The organism is Streptomyces ruber (assembly GCF_014648075.1).
GTDB classification, from domain to species: domain Bacteria; phylum Actinomycetota; class Actinomycetes; order Streptomycetales; family Streptomycetaceae; genus Streptomyces; species Streptomyces ruber.
Window position 1 is genome coordinate 436,694 of record NZ_BMQK01000004.1, and the last position, 18,332, is coordinate 455,025.

Annotated in this window: 12 protein-coding genes; all 12 read left to right on the forward strand. The window is 72.4% G+C overall.

The features are described 5' to 3' along the window. Positions 1 to 5: 5 nt before the first annotated feature. Positions 6 to 374 (forward strand): DUF4233 domain-containing protein, encoded by a 369-nt coding sequence (locus IEZ04_RS13295; protein WP_189216994.1) that lies wholly within the window; start codon positions 6 to 8, stop codon positions 372 to 374. A 93-nt stretch (positions 375 to 467) separates the two neighbouring features. Continuing rightward, positions 468 to 881 carry a nucleoside-diphosphate kinase gene (gene ndk / locus IEZ04_RS13300; protein WP_189216995.1) on the forward strand — a complete coding sequence of 138 codons (414 nt, stop codon included), beginning with the start codon at positions 468 to 470 and terminating at the stop codon, positions 879 to 881. 761 nt (positions 882 to 1,642) lie between these two features. Beyond that, positions 1,643 to 2,662 carry a rod shape-determining protein gene (locus tag IEZ04_RS13305; protein ID WP_006133575.1) on the forward strand — a complete coding sequence of 340 codons (1,020 nt, stop codon included), beginning with the start codon at positions 1,643 to 1,645 and terminating at the stop codon, positions 2,660 to 2,662. Between the two features lie 212 nt (positions 2,663 to 2,874). After that, positions 2,875 to 3,819 carry a rod shape-determining protein MreC gene (gene mreC / locus IEZ04_RS13310; RefSeq protein WP_189216996.1) on the forward strand — a complete coding sequence of 315 codons (945 nt, stop codon included), beginning with the start codon at positions 2,875 to 2,877 and terminating at the stop codon, positions 3,817 to 3,819. Positions 3,820 to 3,831: 12 nt separating this feature from the next. Next, positions 3,832 to 4,497 (forward strand): rod shape-determining protein MreD, encoded by a 666-nt coding sequence (gene mreD / locus IEZ04_RS13315; protein WP_189216997.1) that lies wholly within the window; start codon positions 3,832 to 3,834, stop codon positions 4,495 to 4,497. Positions 4,498 to 4,564: 67 nt separating this feature from the next. After that, positions 4,565 to 6,856 (forward strand): penicillin-binding protein 2, encoded by a 2,292-nt coding sequence (gene mrdA / locus IEZ04_RS13320; protein ID WP_189216998.1) that lies wholly within the window; start codon positions 4,565 to 4,567, stop codon positions 6,854 to 6,856. Further along, positions 6,853 to 8,052 (forward strand): rod shape-determining protein RodA, encoded by a 1,200-nt coding sequence (gene rodA / locus IEZ04_RS13325; RefSeq protein WP_189216999.1) that lies wholly within the window; start codon positions 6,853 to 6,855, stop codon positions 8,050 to 8,052. The genes mrdA and rodA overlap by 4 nt, the downstream gene beginning before the upstream one ends. Before the next feature lie 100 nt (positions 8,053 to 8,152). Further along, positions 8,153 to 9,652: a CYTH and CHAD domain-containing protein gene (locus tag IEZ04_RS13330; RefSeq protein ID WP_189217000.1), complete on the forward strand. Its 1,500-nt coding sequence runs from the start codon at positions 8,153 to 8,155 to the stop codon at positions 9,650 to 9,652. 49 nt (positions 9,653 to 9,701) lie between these two features. Continuing rightward, entirely contained in the window at positions 9,702 to 11,669 is a 1,968-nt protein-coding gene (locus IEZ04_RS13335; RefSeq protein ID WP_189217001.1) for a TIGR03960 family B12-binding radical SAM protein, read from the forward strand. 49 nt (positions 11,670 to 11,718) lie between these two features. Then, entirely contained in the window at positions 11,719 to 12,648 is a 930-nt protein-coding gene (locus tag IEZ04_RS13340; protein ID WP_189217002.1) for a hypothetical protein, read from the forward strand. Positions 12,649 to 12,696: 48 nt separating this feature from the next. Continuing rightward, on the forward strand, positions 12,697 to 13,482 hold the full coding sequence (locus tag IEZ04_RS13345) for a TIGR03936 family radical SAM-associated protein (RefSeq protein WP_189217003.1): 786 nt from the start codon (positions 12,697 to 12,699) through the stop codon (positions 13,480 to 13,482). 243 nt (positions 13,483 to 13,725) lie between these two features. After that, positions 13,726 to 18,309, forward strand: a complete 4,584-nt coding sequence (locus IEZ04_RS13350) for an Rne/Rng family ribonuclease (protein ID WP_189217004.1) — start codon at positions 13,726 to 13,728, stop codon at positions 18,307 to 18,309. Positions 18,310 to 18,332 lie beyond the last annotated feature (23 nt).

Here is an 18,332-nt window from a genome sequence, read left to right on the forward strand (position 1 = left end):
CCGGCATGCGTGTCCTCTGCGCTTCGACGCTGATCGGTGAGTTCTTCGTGATCGGCTTCGCCGGGCTGGTCGCGATGAAGGACCCGGACCTGTCCATGACGACGGTGTGGACGGTCTGCGGGGTCGCGATGGTCCTGTCCGTCCTGCTGTGCGGGATGATCACGCGGCCGGGCGGAGTGCAGCTCGGCTGGGCGCTGCAGATCGCGCTCGTCGCCAGCGGCTTCTTCGTGCCCGTCATGTTCTTCATGGGCGCGGTGTTCGCCGCCCTGTGGTGGGCGTCGATCCACTACGGGCGGAAGATCGACGAGGCGAAGGCCCGCTTCGCCGCGCAGGCGGAGGCACAGGCCCCGGGAGCGGCGGGCGAGGCCTCCTGACGCTGACGCTGACGCTGTGTGACAAGTGATCGGCACGGCCCTGTAGCCTCATGGCTCCGCACATGCACATTGTGAGATGAAGGAGTCATCGTCGTGAGCCAGCGCACCCTTGTCCTCCTCAAGCCCGACGCCGTCCGTCGTGGCCTGACCGGCGAGATCATCAGCCGTATCGAGCGCAAGGCGGGCTGGCAGATCACCGCGCTGGAACTGCGTGACCTGGACACCGCGACCCTTGAGCAGCACTACGGCGAGCACAAGGGCAAGCCGTTCTACGAGCCGCTGGTCGCGTTCATGTCCTCCGGTCCCGTGGTAGCGCTGATCGTGGAGGGCGAGCGGGTCATCGAGGGCGTGCGCGCGCTGGCCGGTCCCACCGACCCGATCGCGGCGGCGCCCGGTTCGATCCGCGGGGACTACGGGGTCATCGTCCGCGAGAACCTCATTCACGCGTCCGACTCGGAGGAGTCCGCCGAACGCGAGGTCAAGATCTTCTTCCCCGGCCGGGCGTAGTGCCCGCGGCGGCGGGGAGCGGCCACCGCCGGGCCTCCGCTCCCCGCGGCTGACCTGTCCCGCTCCGACCGCGGGGCGGCCCTGTCTCCGTCTCGGTCTCCGGGGCGGAGGTGCCGGTGGCAGCCGGTCCGGCGGGCTGTCCGCTGTCGCGCCGTGCCCCGGCCGGGCGCCGGGCGGCACAGCTCGGTCCGGTCCGGTCCTCGGGGGCCGGGCCGCTCGTATGTCAACGGCGTGGGTCCGGCTTCGGCGGACCGCCTGCCGCCCCTCCTCGGGAGGCCGAGCGGTCTCCCAAGGAGGCGGGAGTCGTCGGACGTCCGTCAAGGGGCGAGTCGGGCCGAGGGTGACTCCGGCCCCGTACAGAGGGGGCCGCGCACCGCCCCACGGCGCCCCACCGCGTCCTCGGGACCGTCCGGCGGCACCCTCCGTGCAGTTGTCCGCAAAGCTCTCACCGCGCGCAGGTCCCTCCAGGGTGTTGTCGCCCCTTCGAGGGGACCGGCGCACACCTCATCAGGCACATCCCCTCCGAATCCCCCCATCCGTTCGGCATATGCGTGGCGTGCGGGGGAACGCAAACCCCCGAACGCTCGTCTCCACAAGCGGGGCGACACGTGATCTGCTGACAATGGCGAAGACCCTCGCGCAGTGTTCGTGCGGGCGAGACTACGATGTAAGCCTTCACGTCACAGCACCCACTTCGCCGACCCGAAAAGCCGTCAGTGCTCCACTTTGGGAAGGCCAGACGAATCCTGATGGGGAACTCAATGTCGTTCATCGGCCGTGACATGGCTGTCGACCTCGGGACCGCCAACACGCTGGTGTACGTCAGGGGTCGCGGGATCGTACTCAACGAGCCGTCCGTCGTCGCGATCAACACGAACACCGGTGGAATTCTCGCGGTCGGCGCGGAAGCGAAGAAGATGATCGGTCGGACGCCCGGCAACATCGTCGCCGTGCGTCCCCTCAAGGACGGTGTCATCGCCGACTTCGAGATCACCGAGCGGATGCTCCGCTACTTCATCCTGAAGATTCACAAGCGGAGGTACCTCGCCCGGCCGCGCGTCGTCGTCTGCGTGCCGTCCGGCATCACCGGTGTCGAGCGCCGCGCCGTCATCGAGGCGTCGTCCCAGGCCGGCGCCCGCCAGGTGCACATCATCGAGGAGCCCATGGCCGCGGCCATCGGCTCCGGCCTGCCGGTCCACGAGGCCACGGGCAACATGGTGGTGGACATCGGCGGCGGCACCACGGAGGTCGCGGTCATCTCGCTCGGCGGAATCGTCACGGCACAGTCGATCCGCGTCGCGGGCGACGAGCTGGACAACGCGATCATCCAGCACATCAAGAAGGAGTACTCGCTCCTCCTCGGTGAGCGGACGGCCGAGCAGATCAAGATCACTATCGGCTCGGCGTACGACCTGGACACTGACGAGCACACCGAAATCCGTGGCCGGGACCTGGTCTCCGGACTGCCCAAGACCGTGGTGATCTCCGCGGCCGAGGTCCGCAAGGCCATCGAGGAACCGGTCAACGCCATCGTCGACGCGGTCAAGACGACCCTCGACAAGTGCCCGCCCGAGCTGTCCGGCGACATCATGGACCGCGGCATCGTCCTCACCGGCGGCGGCGCCCTGCTGCGCGGCCTGGACGAGCGGCTGCGCCGGGAGACCGGCATGCCGATCCACATCGCCGAGGACCCGCTGGACAGCGTGGCGCTCGGCTCCGGCAAGTGCGTCGAGGAGTTCGAGGCGTTGCAGCAGGTGCTCGACGCCCAGCCCCGCAGATGACGTAACGCTTCGATTCCGCCGTACGAGACGATCCCTTCTCGTACGGCGGATCGTTGATTACGAGGCATATGCTCCGCACAACACCCGTGAGAGCGCCCGCGTCACCACCGCGAGTTGCACGCTCGGGGTGTGCCCCCCCATTGACACTGACCCATTCCGAGCTCGACCCAACCCGACGACTGAACTCGACGAGGAAGGCACGGCCGTCGCACGTGAGGGACACACGAGAGAGCCGGCTGCTCCTGGTGCTGCTGGTCGCCATCGCGTTCGCACTGATCACGGTGGACATCCGCGGCGGGGAGGACTCGCCGGTCGACGGTGCCCGCCAGGCCGCTGCCGCGGTCTTCGGACCCGTGGAGAACGGGGTCGCCAGCGCCGTCGACCCGATCGGCAACGCGATCGGCGCGATCCGTGACTCCGGTTCCCGCCACGACCGGCTCGCCGCGCTGGAGAAGGAGAACGCGGCGCTGAAGGCGGAACTGGGCAGCGACGACCGCAACCGCAGCCGGGTCCGGCAGCTCGACTCGATGCTGAAGACCGCCGCGAACGGCCGGTACGGCATCAAGGGCGCGGAGGTCATCGCCATAGGCGCGGCCCAGGGCTTCTCCTGGACCGTGACCATCGACATCGGGTCGAACGACGGCGTCGAGCGCGACATGACCGTGCTGAACGGGGACGGGCTGGTCGGCCGCGTCACCACCGTGGGACCGGACACCTCCACCGTGCTCCTCGCCAACGACCCCGACTTCACGGTCGGCACGCGCATGGAGACCACGGACGAGCTCGGCTTCGCCTCCGGCCAGGGCGACCGGCCGCTGCGCGTCGAGCTGCTCAACGGCAAGGCCAAGGTCAAGAAGGGCGACCGGATGGTCACCTTCGGCTCCCAGGCCGACCGGCCGTTCGTGCCCGGTGTGCCGGTCGGGACCGTCTCCCGCGTCGACCCCTCCGGCGGCGACCTGACCCGCACGGTGTACGTCGAGCCGTTCGCCGGCCTCACCAAGCTCGACCTGGTCGGCGTCGTCGTCGAGGCGCCCCGCAAGGACCCGCGCGACACGGTCCTGCCGCCCCAGCCGAAGGCGACGCCCACGCCGACCGTGACGGTGACGGTCACCCCGTCCGCGGGGGCGCCCACCGACGGAACTCCGCAAGAGCAGTAGGAGACCGACCCCATGCGCCTCAACCGGATCCTGCTCTCCACCACCCTGGTGATCGTCGCCCTGGTGCTCCAGGTGAGCGTCCTCGCCCGCCTCCAGCTGCCCGGCGCCGTCCCGGACCTGGTCCTCCTCACCGTCCTCGGCCTCGCCCTGGTGTACGGGCACGTCGGCGGCGCCCTCGTCGGCTTCGGCGCGGGCCTGCTCTCCGACCTCGCCCCGCCCGCCGACCACGCGGCGGGCCGCTACGCGCTCGTGCTGTGCGTCGTCGGCTACCTCGTCGGACTGGTGAAGCCGGACAACGGCCGGCTGAAGTCCGCGACCGCCTCGCTGGCCGTCGTGGCCGCCGCCGCGATCGGCACGACCCTGCTGTACGCGGGCGTCGGCGCCCTCGTCGGGGACACCGCCGCCCGTCATGTCGGCCTGCCCGGACTGGTGTTCACGGCCGCCCTGTACGACCTGCTGCTCGCCCCGTTCGTGGTCCCCGGGATCATGGCGCTGGCCCGGCGCGCCGACAACGACCCGCTCGACGAGGCGAACTCCGCCAAGGCGGCCGACGTCTCCTCCGGCTGGCTGGCCTCCGGCACCGGGCTGCGCATCGGCCGGCAGCGCGGCGGGCGGATGAGGACGGTCAGGGCGCGCACGGCCCGCGCCGGACGCATCAAGGGGGTCAAGCGGCTGTGACGGCACGGCGGACGGCCACGGCGGACAGAGCGGACCTCAGGCAAGTGCACCGCAGGGAGGGGGAAGCATGACCAACATCCCGGAGACCGGGCGGACCCCACGGGTCCAGGTCCGGCTCGTCGTCATCCAGATCCTCGTCGTCTCCCTCCTGGCGACGCTCGGCGGCCGGCTGTGGTACCTCCAGATCCGCGAGGGCGACACCTACGCCAAGGAGGCCTCGGGCAACCACGTGCAGCAGGTCGTCCAGCCCGCCGTACGCGGTTCGATCCTCGACGCGCGCGGCGTGCCCATCGCCGACAACGAGACCCGCCTGGTGGTCTCCGCCTCCCGCACCGACCTGATGAAGATGAAGGACGACGGCGAGACGGTCCTCACCAAGCTCGCCGGCGTCCTGGGCATGACCCCCAAGGAGGTCCAGGACAAGGTCCGGCTGTGCGACGCCGAGACCCCGCAGCCGTGCTGGAACGGCTCCCCGTACCAGCCGATCCCCATCACCGACGAGGCCACCCCCAAGCAGGCCCTGCAGATCCGCGAGCGCGCCGAGGACTTCCCCGGCATCACCGCCGAACCGCAGGCCGTGCGCCGTTACCCGGCCCCCGGCGACGCCAACACCGCCCAGGTGCTCGGCTACCTGTCGCCCGTCACCGACGAGGAGATCCAGCAGGCCCAGGACAGCGACTCGCCGTACCTGCGCTCCGACCAGGTCGGCCGCTCGGGCCTGGAGCGCCAGTACGACAAGCAGCTGCGCGGCAAGGCCGGCGTCACCCGGTACGAGGTCGACAACCTCGGCCGTGTCATGGGGGAGGCCGAGAACGACCCGGGCAGGCCCGGCGACAACCTCGTCACCAGCATCGACGCCCGGGTGCAGCGCATCGCCGAGTACGAGCTCAACGAGGCGATGAAGGCGGCCCGCAAGGAGCACGACCGCAACACCGGCACCAACTACAAGGCGGATTCCGGCGCGCTCGTCGTGATGGAGGCGAAGACCGGCCGCGTGGTGGCCATGGCGTCCAACCCCTCGTACGACCCGAACGCCTGGGTCGGCGGCATCTCCGCCAAGGACTACACGAGGCTGACCGGCAAGGAGTCCAACTACCCGCTGCTGAACCGGGCCATCCAGGGCCAGTCGGCGCCCGGCTCCATCTTCAAGGTCATCCCGACGGCCGCCGCCATACAGGCCGGTTACTCCTTCGAGGGCCCGTACGAGTGCTCCAGCTCGTACTCGGTCGGCAGCCAGGTCTTCAAGAACTTCGAGTCCAAGGGGTACGGCCCGATCAGCCTCGGCCGTGCCCTGGAGGTCTCCTGCGACACCGTCTTCTACCGCCTCTCCCACGAGGAGTGGAAGAAGGACGGCGGCACCAAGCCGAAGAAGAACGCCAACGACTGGTTCTACAAGACCGCCCACGAGTTCGGCCTCGGCGAGGAGACCGGCATCGACCTGCCCAACGAGGTCACCGGCCGCGTCCCCGACCGCCAGTGGAAGCTCGACTACTGGCAGGCCAACAAGGACGCCTGGTGCAAGAGCGGCAAGAAGGACGGCGACTACGCCGAGAAGATCGCCTACGAGAACTGCCTCGAGGGCAACCGGCTGCGCGCCGGTGACTCCGTCAACTACTCCATCGGACAGGGCGACACCCTCGTCACCCCGATACAGATGGCGACGATCTACGCGGCGCTCGCCAACGGCGGCACGCTCTACAACCCCACCGTCGGCAAGGCCGTGATCAGCGCGGACGGCAAGAACGTCCGGGAGATCCAGCCCGAGGCGCACGGCAAGCTGCCGATGTCGCAGAAGACGCTCCAGGCCGTGGACGGCGCCCTGGAGGGCGTCGTGACCCGCGGTTCGGCCGCCTGGCGGTTCCAGGACTGGCCGCAGGACGAGATCGCGCTGCACGCCAAGACGGGTACGGCGGAGGTCTACGGCAAGCAGACCACCTCGTGGTTCGCCACGTACACCGAGGACTACTCCATCGTCATGACGATCTCCCAGGGCGGTACCGGCTCCGGCGCCTCGGCACCGGCCGTGCGCAAGGTCTACAACGCGCTGTACGGCGTCTCCGAGGACGGGAAGATCGACAAGAGGAAGGCCCTGCTGCCCGAGCCGCAGAAGGACCTGCCGAAGATCGGGTCCGACGGGTCGATCGACGCGCCGAAGGTCGACGAGTACCCGTCGCCGGAGGACCGGAAGAAGGCCGCCGAGGCCAGTGCGCAGCCGGTGGTGTTCCACGCCCCGGCGCCCACCACCGCGTACCCCGACGCCCTGGCGGCCACCGCGAACACCCCGTCCGGCGGCAACCGCGACGCCCGCAGGCGATCGGCCCGCCACGGGGACAGCAGGAGGCGGAGGATCCCCGCATGACCGGTGCGAACAGCTTCTCCGTCTCCAGGTACGGGCCCGAGCGGTCCGGCTGGGCCCGGCTGTTCGCCCGCGACTCGCTCGCGCGCCGGCTCGACTGGCCCATACTGCTGTGTGCCCTCGCCCTGTCGCTGATCGGCACGGTCCTCGTCTACTCGGCGACCCGCAACCGCACCGAGCTCAACCAGGGCGACCCGTACTACTTCCTGGTCCGGCACCTCCTCAACACCGGCATCGGCCTGGCCCTGATGGTCGGCACGGTCTGGCTCGGCCATCGCACCCTGCGCGGCGCCGTGCCGTTCCTGTACGGCATCTCCGTGCTGCTGGTGCTGCTGGTGCTCACCCCGCTCGGCGCGACGATCAACGGCGCGCACGCGTGGATCCGGCTCCCCGGCGGCTTCTCGCTCCAGCCCTCGGAGTTCGTGAAGGTCACGATCATCCTGGGCATGGCGATGCTGCTCGCGGCGCGCGTCGACGCGGGCGACCGGCAGTTCCCCGACCACCGCACCGTCGTGCAGTCCCTCGGCCTGGCCGCCGTGCCGATAGCGGTCACCCTGCTCATGCCCGACCTCGGCTCGGTCATGGTGATGGTCGTCATCGTGCTCGGCGTGCTGCTCGCCTCCGGCGCGTCCAACCGCTGGATCTTCGGCCTGATCGGCACGGGCGTGGCCGGCGCGATCGCCGTCTGGCAGCTGAAGATCCTCGACGAGTACCAGATCAACCGGTTCGCCGCCTTCGCCAACCCCGAGCTCGACCCGGCGGGCGTCGGCTACAACACCAACCAGGCGCGCATCGCCATCGGCTCCGGCGGCCTCTTCGGCACCGGACTCGGCGAGGGATCGCAGACCACCGGCCAGTTCGTGCCCGAGCAGCAGACGGACTTCGTCTTCACGGTCGCGGGCGAGGAGCTGGGCTTCGTCGGCGGCGCCCTGATCATCGTGCTGCTCGGCATCGTGCTGTGGCGCGCCTGCCGCATCGCCCGCGAGACGACCGAGCTGTACGGCACGATCGTCGCCGCCGGCATCATCGCCTGGTTCGCCTTCCAGTCCTTCGAGAACATCGGGATGACGCTCGGCATCATGCCGGTGGCCGGTCTGCCGCTGCCGTTCGTGTCGTACGGCGGGTCCTCGATGTTCGCTGTCTGGGTGGCCGTCGGACTGCTCCAGTCGATCCGGGTGCAGCGGCCCCTGTCGGCGTAGGCGCCGCGCGAGGGCGGTGGCCGTACCCCGGGGGTACGGCCACCGCCTCTGTCCGGGCACGGGCTGCCCAACCGCCGGACGAGGCCACTACATTCGGCACATGGCGGACACCAAGCGTGAGATCGAGCGCAAGTACGAGTCCGACGAGAGCGGTCTGCCCGACCTGACGGGCGTCGCCGGAATCGCCACCGTCGTCGACAAGGGCGTCACCGAGCTGGACGCCGTCTACTACGACACCCCCGACGAACGCCTCACGGCCTCCTCGGTCACCCTGCGCCGCCGCACCGGGGGCGACGACGCGGGCTGGCACCTGAAGTTCCCCGTCTCCGCCGGGGTACGGGACGAGATACGCGCCCCGCTCTCCGGCACCCTGCCCCGTACGCTCGCCCGCCTCGTGCGCTCCCGGGTCCGTGACGCGGAGCTGGTGCCCCTCGTCCGCCTCCGCTCCTCGCGCGACCTCCGCGACCTGCTCGACGCGGACGGTGTCCTCCTCGCCGAGATCAGCGTCGACTCCGTGCGCGCCGAGCGGCTCGGCGGTGGGGGACGCGACGCCCAGTGGTCCGAGATCGAGGTCGAGCTGGCCGACGGCGGCGACCCGGCGTTCCTTGACACGGTGGACAAGAAACTGCGCAAAGCGGGCATCAAACCCTCCGCGGCGCCCTCCAAACTGGTGCGGGCCCTGCGGGAGACCGCACCGGTCCGCGACGTGCCCGGGCCGCCCGGACCTCCCCCGCCGCCCGCCACCGCCGCGGACCCCGTCCTCGCCTACGTGCGCGCCCAGCGCGACGCGATCGTCGCCCTCGACCCCGCCGTACGCCGCGACCTGCCGGACTCCGTGCACAGCATGCGCGTCGCCACCCGCCGGCTGCGCAGCACCTTCCGCTCGTACGCGAAGGTCCTGGACCGCGCCGTCACCGACCCCGTCGGCGCGGAACTGAGGTGGCTGGCCGAGGAGCTGGGCGCGGGGCGCGACCAGGAGGTGCTCGCCGAACGCCTCACGGCCGCCCTGGACGAGCTGCCGCGCGCCCTCCTGGCCGGCCCGGTGCGCACCCGGCTGCGCACCTGGTCCCACGCCCGCCGCTCCGGCTCCCGGCGCCGGGTGATCTCCGTACTGGACGGGGAGCGGTACCTGGCGCTGCTCGGCGCGCTGGACGCGCTGGCCGCCGACCCGCCGCTGCTCGGGGCCGCGGCCGAGGACCCGGGGAAGGTGCTCGGCCGGACCGTACGCCGGGAGGTCGAACGCGTGTCCGGGTTGGTCCGGCAGGCCCTGGACGTACCGCCCGGCGACGACCGCGACCTCGCCCTGCACGAGGCCCGCAAGAAGGCCAAGCGCGCCCGGTACGCGGCGGAGGCCGCCGTGCGCCTGGACGACGCCTTCGCGGAACGGGTCCGCGGCATGAAGGCCCTGCAGACGCTGCTCGGCGAACACCAGGACAGCGTCATGGCGCGGCAGGCCCTGCGCGAGGTGGCGGCGCAGGCCCACGCGGCCGGGGAGAGCGCCTTCACCTACGGCGTGCTGTACGGCCGGGAGGAGCGGCGGGCCGCCGCGGCGGAGGCGGCGCTGCCGGACGCGTACGAGCGGTACTGCGCTCCGCGTTAGGCTTGATGGCCACCCCTGTCGAATCCGTACCCTCACGAAGGTCCGCGAGATGCCTGCCGAAGCCGCTGCGGCCGCAGAGTCTGCAGAATCTGTGTTCCCGCAGCTCGAAGCTCTGCTCCCGCATGTGCAGAAGCCGATCCAGTACGTCGGCGGAGAGCTGAACTCCACGGTCAAGCCGTGGGAGTCCACCGACGTCCGCTGGGCGCTCATGTACCCCGACGCCTACGAGGTCGGACTGCCCAACCAGGGCGTCATGATCCTCTACGAGGTGCTCAACGAGCAGGAGGGCGTCCTCGCCGAGCGCACCTACAGCGTCTGGCCGGACCTGGAGGCGCTGATGCGGGAGCACGGCGTCCCGCAGTTCACCGTGGACAGCCACCGTCCGGTGAAGGCCTTCGACGTGTTCGGGCTCAGCTTCTCCACGGAGCTCGGCTACACGAACATGCTGGCCGCCCTGGACCTCGCGGGCATCCCGCTGGAGTCCAAGGACCGCACGGTCGACGACCCGATCGTCCTCGCCGGCGGCCACGCCGCCTTCAACCCCGAGCCGATCGCCGACTTCATCGACGCGGCGGTCATCGGCGACGGCGAGCAGGCCGTGCTCGACATGACGCGGATCATCCGCGAGTGGAAGGCGGAGGGCCGGCCGGGCGGCCGCGAGGAGGTCCTCCTCCGCCTGGCGAAGACGGGCGGGGTGTACGTCCCGGCGTTCTACGACGTCGAGTACCTCCCCGACGGCCGCATCGCCCGCGTCGTGCCGAACCGGTCGGGCGTCCCGTGGCGCGTCTCCAAGCACACGGTCATGGACCTCGACGAGTGGCCCTACCCCAAGCAGCCCCTCGTGCCGCTCGCCGAGACGGTCCACGAGCGCATGTCCGTGGAGATCTTCCGCGGCTGCACCCGCGGCTGCCGCTTCTGCCAGGCCGGCATGATCACCCGCCCGGTGCGCGAGCGCTCCATCACGGGCATCGGCGAGATGGTCGAGAAGGGCCTGAAGGCGACCGGCTTCGAGGAGGTCGGCCTCCTCTCGCTGTCCTCGGCGGACCACTCCGAGATCGGCGACATCGCCAAGGGCCTGGCGGACCGCTACGAGGACGACAAGATCGGCCTCTCGCTGCCGTCCACCCGCGTCGACGCCTTCAACGTCGACCTGGCCAACGAGCTCACGCGCAACGGCCGCCGCTCCGGCCTCACCTTCGCCCCCGAGGGCGGCTCCGAGCGCATGCGCAAGGTCATCAACAAGATGGTCTCGGAGGAGGACCTGATCCGCACGGTCGCCACCGCCTACGGCAACGGCTGGCGCCAGGTGAAGCTGTACTTCATGTGCGGCCTGCCCACCGAGACCGACGAGGACGTCCTCCAGATCGCCGACATGGCGACCCGCGTCATCGCCAAGGGCCGCGAGGTCTCCGGCTCCAACGACATCCGCTGCACGGTGTCGATCGGCGGCTTCGTGCCCAAGCCGCACACCCCCTTCCAGTGGGCCCCGCAGCTCTCCGCCGAGGAGACCGACGCCCGCCTGGAGAAGCTCCGCGACAAGATCCGCGGCGACAAGAAGTACGGCCGCTCCATCGGCTTCCGCTACCACGACGGCAAGCCCGGCATCGTCGAGGGCCTGCTCTCCCGCGGCGACCGCCGCATCGGCGCCGTGATCCGCGCGGTGTACGAGGACGGCGGCCGCTTCGACGGCTGGCGCGAGCACTTCTCCTACGACCGCTGGATGAACTGCGCCGACAAGGCCCTCGCCCCGTTCGGCGTGGACGTCGACTGGTACACCACCCGCGAGCGGTCCTACGAGGAGGTCCTGCCCTGGGACCACCTGGACTCCGGTCTGGACAAGGACTGGCTCTGGGAGGACTGGCAGGACGCCCTCGACGAGACCGAGGTCGAGGACTGCCGGTGGACGCCGTGCTTCGACTGCGGTGTGTGCCCGGCCATGGACACGTCCATCCAGATCGGCCCGACGGGCAAGAAGCTGCTGCCGCTGACGGTGAAGAAGCCGGCGGCGACCGGCTGACACGGCCGGAGCACGACAACAGGGGGGAGCCCGGAGCGTCCGGGCAGGTATGGAACTCGAGAAGAAGGCTGCCCGGAACCAGGCAGCTCCCGCGGAGGGATGCCTGGTCACCGCGGTACGGCTGCCCGTGCGGATCGTGGCGCTCGTGGTCGTCGTACCCGTCCGGCTGGTGTGGGACGCGCTGGTCGCGATCGGGCGGGTGCTGCGCGACTGGGTGCTGCGACCGCTGGGGCGGGCGCTGCTGTGGGTGGGCAAGGCGCTGTTCGTGTGGCCGTGGGTGGCCCTGTGGCGCTACGTCGTCGTCCCCGTCGGCAAGGCGCTCGGGTGGCTCGGACACGTCCTGCTCGTGGTGCCGGCCGGGTGGGTGTACCGGTACGTGCTGACGCCCGTGGGGCGCGGCCTGGCGTGGCTGGGGCGCGTCCTCGTCGTGGTGCCGGCCGGGTGGCTGTACCGGTACGTGCTGGCACCCGTCGGGTACGGGATCGGGGTCGCCCTGTACTGGACGGCGCGCGTGCTGCTCGTCCTGCCCGCGCTCGCCCTCTGGCGGTGGGTCCTCGTGCCCGTCGGCCGCGTGCTCGCCGTCATCGGCCGTGAGGTGTGGGATGCGCTGAAGCACGCCTGGCGGATCGCCGGGTACGTGTCGCGGGCCGTCGGCCGGCTCCTCGGCACCCTCTTCCGGTGGATCCTCGTCGAGCCGGTGCGATGGACCTACCGGACCGTCCTGACCCCGGTCGGGCACGTGGTGCGGGACGTGGTGTGGCGGCCCGCGGCCGCCGCCGCGCGTGCCGTGGGCCGCGCCGCGCGGCAGGTGCTCGCCCCCGTGCGCGACTCCCTCCGGCGGGCCCGGGCCGACGTGCGGCGCCTGCTCCTCGGCGGCCCGCGGCGGCCCGAGAGGCATCGACGAGTGGTCCACGGGGAACCCGGAGGCCCGGAGACACGTACTCTAGGTAGCAGTACGACCGCACTCACGAAGGACTGAGCGACACTGGGCAAGCGACAGCCCGAAGGCCCGCCGCCCGCACCGGCGGTGCAGCGCATCCGACTGCGTTACACCAAGCGCGGCCGCCTCCGGTTCACCAGCCACCGTGACTTCCAGCGCGCCTTCGAGCGCGCGTTGCGCCGCGCCGAGGTGCCCATGGCGTACTCGGCGGGGTTCACGCCGCACCCGAAGGTGTCGTACGCCAATGCCGCACCCACCGGCACGGGCAGCGAGGCGGAGTACCTGGAGATCGCGCTCACCGAGGCGCGCGACCCCGACAAGCTGCGCGAACTGCTCGACGAGTCGCTGCCCGCCGGGCTCGACATCGTGGACGCGGTGGAGGCCCGCACCCCGGGCCTCGCCGACCGGCTCACCGCCTCCGTCTGGGAGCTGCGCCTCGACGGCGTGGATCCCGAGGAGGCCGGGCGCGCGGTGGCGGCCTTCGAGGCGGCCGAGACCGTGGAGGTCGAACGCCAGACCAAGAAGGGCATGCGGGCCTTCGACGCCCGCTCCGCCGTCGTGAGCCTCGGGCTGAGCCCGGAGACGCACAGTCTCCGGGCTGATAGGCCGACCGACCAGCCCTGTGCGATACTGCGCCTGGTTGTTCGGCACGTGACGCCTGCCGTACGACCCGACGACGTCCTGTCCGGTCTCCGTGCCGTGGCCGACCTGGCGCCGCCGGTCCCCGCAGCGGTGACCAGGCTGGCGCAGGGGCCGATCGATGCAGGGACCGGCACGGTGACCGACCCGCTCGCGCCCGACCGCGAGGCAGCGCCGCTTCTCGAGACGGCCGCTGCCGCCGCGACGGCGCCGGCGCCGGAAGGTTCCGCGTAGGGACGGACGTCACAGCGCCGCCCTCGGACTCGGGAGCCACCTGGGTCGGGCAGCGCACCGACCAGAAGACTTTCGCCAGGCCGTGCGTACATGGCGTACGGAACCGGCGAGACAGGACACGATGAGCTCCCGTGCGGCGCCCGCGCCCCGGACGGCGGCACCGCGCACCGCGCGAGCCGCGGACGTCACCGGCATCGCCGGGCCAGGCGCGGCGCCCGGGAGCCTGACGGGAGAACCGCCCGCATGCTCGAAGAGAACGAATCCACCGAGGGTTCCGAACACAGCACCCCCAGCGACACCCTGCCGCCGCGCCGGCGCCGCCGTGCCGCGTCCCGTCCCGCGGGCCCGCCCGCGGTGAACGCCGAGACGCCGGCGGAGACGGTCACGCCGGCCATACCGCCTGCGCGGTCCGTCGACGAGTCGGCGACCGTCGAGGCGCCGCAGGACGTCGAGGCGGGGGAGACGGAAGAGAACGAGGGAAGCGCGGTGGACGCGGAGACGTCCGCCGGCGTTCCCGCCGCCGAGAGCACCGAGAGCGCAGCCGCCCCGGCCGCCGGGCGTACGCGGCGCCGGGCGACGCGCCGTGCGTCGGCGCCCGCCGGTGCGCCCGCGACGGCGGAGACCGTGGTGCCCGCGGCCGCGACGGGCGACGAGTCCGCCGACGCGGCCGGTGCCTCGGCGGCCACCGAGCCGTCCGTCACCGCCGCGCCCACGGCCGACGGTGCTGCCGAGGAGGCCGCGCCCGCTCGTACGCGGCGCCGGGCCACGCGCCGTGCCTCGGCGCCCACCGGTGCGCCCAAGGCGACCGAGGCCGTTGAGGAGACGGTTCCGGCCGCGTCCGCCGCCGACGCCGAGGTGACTGCGGTCGCCGCCGAGGAGGCCGCGCCGCCTGCTCGTACGCGTCGTCGGGCCACGCGCCGGGTGTCCGCGCCCGCGACGGAGGCGGCTGCCGCCGAGCCGGCCGCCGCTGAGCCCGCGTCCGCCGCCGACGCCGAGGTGACTGCGGTCGCCGCCGAGGAGGCCGCGCCGCCTGCTCGCACGCGTCGTCGGGCCACGCGCCGGGTGTCCGCGCCCGCAGACGCGCCCGAGACGGCCGAGGCGGTCGCCCCGGCGGTGGAGGCGACGGAGCAGACCGCTCCCGCCGACGAGCCGGGCGAGACGGCCGAAGCTGCCGAGACGACCGAAGCTGCCGAGACGACCGAGGCTGCCGAGTCGGCCGCGCCCCGGCGTGCGCGCCGTCGCGCCACGCGGCGGGTGTCCGCGCCCGTCGGCACGCCCGAGACGGCCGGTGCCGCCGAGGAGCGCACGGAGGCGCCCGCTTCCGCCGCCGAACAGACCACGGGCGAGACCACCACCGGGACCGGGTCCGCCCCCGCCGTGGTGGCCCGGGAGGAGCAGCCCGCCCCCGCGGCCGAGTCCGGTGACGCCGCTCCGCGCCGGGGCCGCCGCCGTGCCGTGCGCAAGGCCGCCGGCGGTTTCTCCGAGCCCGCGCCCCGGCGCGGCGCCGGTGACAACGGCGAGAGCGCACCCCGGCCCGCGCGCCCCGCGGTCGCCGTGTTCCAGCCGCCCGTGTTCGCCGAGCCGATGTTCCAGACCCCGGAGCGGGCCGCCGCCGCGGCGGCGGCCGAGGCCGCCGGAGCCGCCGCCCGGACCGACGAGGAGGCCCCCGGGACGGAGCCCGTCGCGCAGGTCGCCGAGGAGGACGGCACCGGCTCCCGCCGCCGTCGCCGTCGGCGCGCCGCCGAGGAGGAGACCCCGGCCGCGACCGCCGACGTGGCGGAGGAGACCGAGGACGACGGGGAGACGGACGGGACGGACGACACGGCCGAGGGCGGCGCCGCCGACTCCGACGCCGATGCGGACTTCGACGCCGACGACCACGACGGCGAGGACACCGGTTCGCGCCGTCGCCGTCGCCGCGGTGGCCGTCGCCGTCGCCGGGGCGAGTCCGCCGAGGCGGAGGGCGAGTCCCGCGAGGACGGGGAGCGCGCGGCCGAGCAGGCCGCGCAGGACGCCGAGGACACCGCCGAGCAGTTCGCGGAGGACGCGGCGGACGCCGAGGAGACGGGCGACGACCGGCACGCCGACGACCACGCCGGCGGCTCCAGCAGCAGCCGTCGCCGTCGTCGCCGCCGTCGCCGCGCCGGTGACTCGGCCGTCGACACCGAGCCCGGTGACGGCGACCCGGAGCGCACGGTCGTCAAGGTGCGCGAGCCGCGCAAGAAGGACGACCACGGCACCGGTTCGGACGAGGTGCAGTCCATCAAGGGCTCCACGCGTCTGGAGGCCAAGAAGCAGCGCCGCCGCGAGGGCCGTGAGCAGGGCCGCCGCCGGGTGCCGATCATCACCGAGGCCGAGTTCCTGGCCCGCCGCGAGGCCGTCGAGCGCGTCATGGTCGTCCGCCAGAACGGCGACCGCACGCAGATCGGCGTCCTCGAGGACAACGTGCTCGTCGAGCACTACGTCAACAAGGAGCAGTCGACCTCGTACGTCGGCAACGTCTACCTCGGCAAGGTGCAGAACGTCCTGCCGTCGATGGAGGCCGCCTTCATCGACATCGGCAAGGGCCGCAACGCCGTGCTGTACGCCGGTGAGGTGAACTTCGAGGCGCTCGGCATGGCCAACGGCCCGCGGCGCATCGAGTCCGCGCTGAAGTCCGGCCAGTCCGTCCTCGTCCAGGTGACGAAGGACCCCATCGGGCACAAGGGCGCGCGTCTGACCAGCCAGGTCTCCCTCCCGGGCCGGTACCTCGTGTACGTCCCCGAGGGCTCGATGACCGGCATCAGCCGCAAGCTGCCCGACACCGAGCGCGCCCGGCTGAAGACCATCCTCAAGAAGATCGTCCCCGAGGACGCGGGCGTCATCGTGCGCACCGCCGCCGAGGGCGCGAGCGAGGACGAGCTGCGCCGCGACGTCGAACGGCTGCAGGCGCAGTGGGAGGACATCCAGAAGAAGGCGAAGAGCGGCAACGCCCCGACCCTGCTGTACGGCGAGCCGGACATGACCGTCCGGGTCGTCCGCGACATCTTCAACGAGGACTTCTCCAAGGTCGTCGTCAGCGGTGACGAGGCGTGGCAGACCATCCACGGCTACGTCTCGCACGTGGCGCCCGACCTGGCCGACCGCCTGTCCAAGTGGACGAGCGAGGTCGACGTCTTCGCCACGTACCGGATCGACGAGCAGCTCGCCAAGGCGCTGGACCGCAAGGTCTGGCTGCCCAGCGGCGGCTCGCTGGTGATCGACCGGACCGAGGCGATGGTCGTCGTCGACGTCAACACCGGCAAGTTCACCGGTCAGGGCGGCAACCTCGAGGAGACCGTCACCAGGAACAACCTGGAGGCGGCCGAGGAGATCGTGCGCCAGCTCCGGCTGCGCGACCTCGGCGGCATCATCGTCATCGACTTCATCGACATGGTGCTGGAGTCCAACCGGGACCTGGTGCTGCGGCGCCTGCTGGAGTGCCTGGGCCGGGACCGTACGAAGCACCAGGTCGCCGAGGTCACCTCGCTGGGCCTGGTGCAGATGACCCGCAAGCGCGTCGGACAGGGGCTGTTGGAGTCCTTCTCCGAGACCTGTGTCCACTGCAACGGGCGCGGCGTCATCGTGCACATGGAGCAGGCGTCCGCCGCGGGCGGTGGCGGCAAGCGCCGCAAGCGGGGACGCGGAGGTGCCGAGCACACGCACGAGCACGCGCACGAGCACGAGGCCGCCGCGGAGGCCGTGACCGCCGCGACCACGGAGCCCTCGGGCACCGCGGAGGCCAAGGAGAGCGCGGCCGGGACGGTCGCCGAGGAGACCGCCGAGCCGGCTGGTGCTTCCGAGGCACCCGTCACGCAGCCCCTGGCGGACGCCTTCGCGCCCGACGAGGAGCTGTACAGCAGCGTCGCCGAGGCGGAGGCCGCGGCAGCGCGCGGACGCAACCGGCGCCGGTCCGGCCGGCGGGTGTCGGCACCCGCGGGCTCGCCCAAGGGCGACCGTGCCAAGGGCAGGACCGAGCCGGAGGACGGGACCGCCGAGGTCCGGGCGCCGAAGTCGCGCGAGGCCGCCGAGGCGGAGCCCGTCGCAATCGAGGACCCCGTGGTGGAGACGCCGCCGTCCGTGGTGGGCGACCAGCCTGCGAGCAAGGCGGACAAGGCGGACGGGACGGTGGCCGGGGAGACCGCTGCCGCCGAGGACCGGGCCGAGGCCGCGCCCAAGGGGCGTACGCGCCGGCGGGCGACCCGCAAGGCGACGGCCCCCGCGGGTGCGCCCCCGGCGGAGGACGCCGTGGTGACGGTCACGGAGCCGGCGACGGCTCCCGAGCCCCGGCCCGCGACGGAGCCGGTGCCGGAGACGGTGCCGGTCCCGGAGGCGGCGCCGGAAGCGGTGACCGCGTCCGCTCCCGCGGAGAGCGCGGCCCCCGCCCGGCCCCGCCGGCGTGCGGTCCGCAAGGCGGCCGCGCCGACCGCGCCCGAGGACACGGCGGTCGTCGTGGTGCCGTCCGCTTCCGCCGAGGCTCCGGCCGACGCACCTGCCGACGCGCCCGCCGATGCTCCTGAGGGAGCGGCGGCGGACGCACCGGCGGAGGCTCCGGCGGAGGAGGCCGCGCCGGTGAAGAAGACCGCGCGGAAGACCGCCGCCAAGAAGGCCACGGCCAAGAAGGCGACGACGAAGAAGGCCGCCGCCAAGAAGACGACGGCGGCCAAGAAGACGACGGCGAAGAAGACCACGGCCAAGAAGACGACCGCCAAGAAGGCGACGTCGAAGAAGGCCGTGTCGAAGAAGACCGCGGCGGCGGAGCAGACGTCCGCCACGGTCACGGCCTCGGCGTCGTCCGACGAGGGCTGACCCTCCCGGTCCCGGCCGGCTCC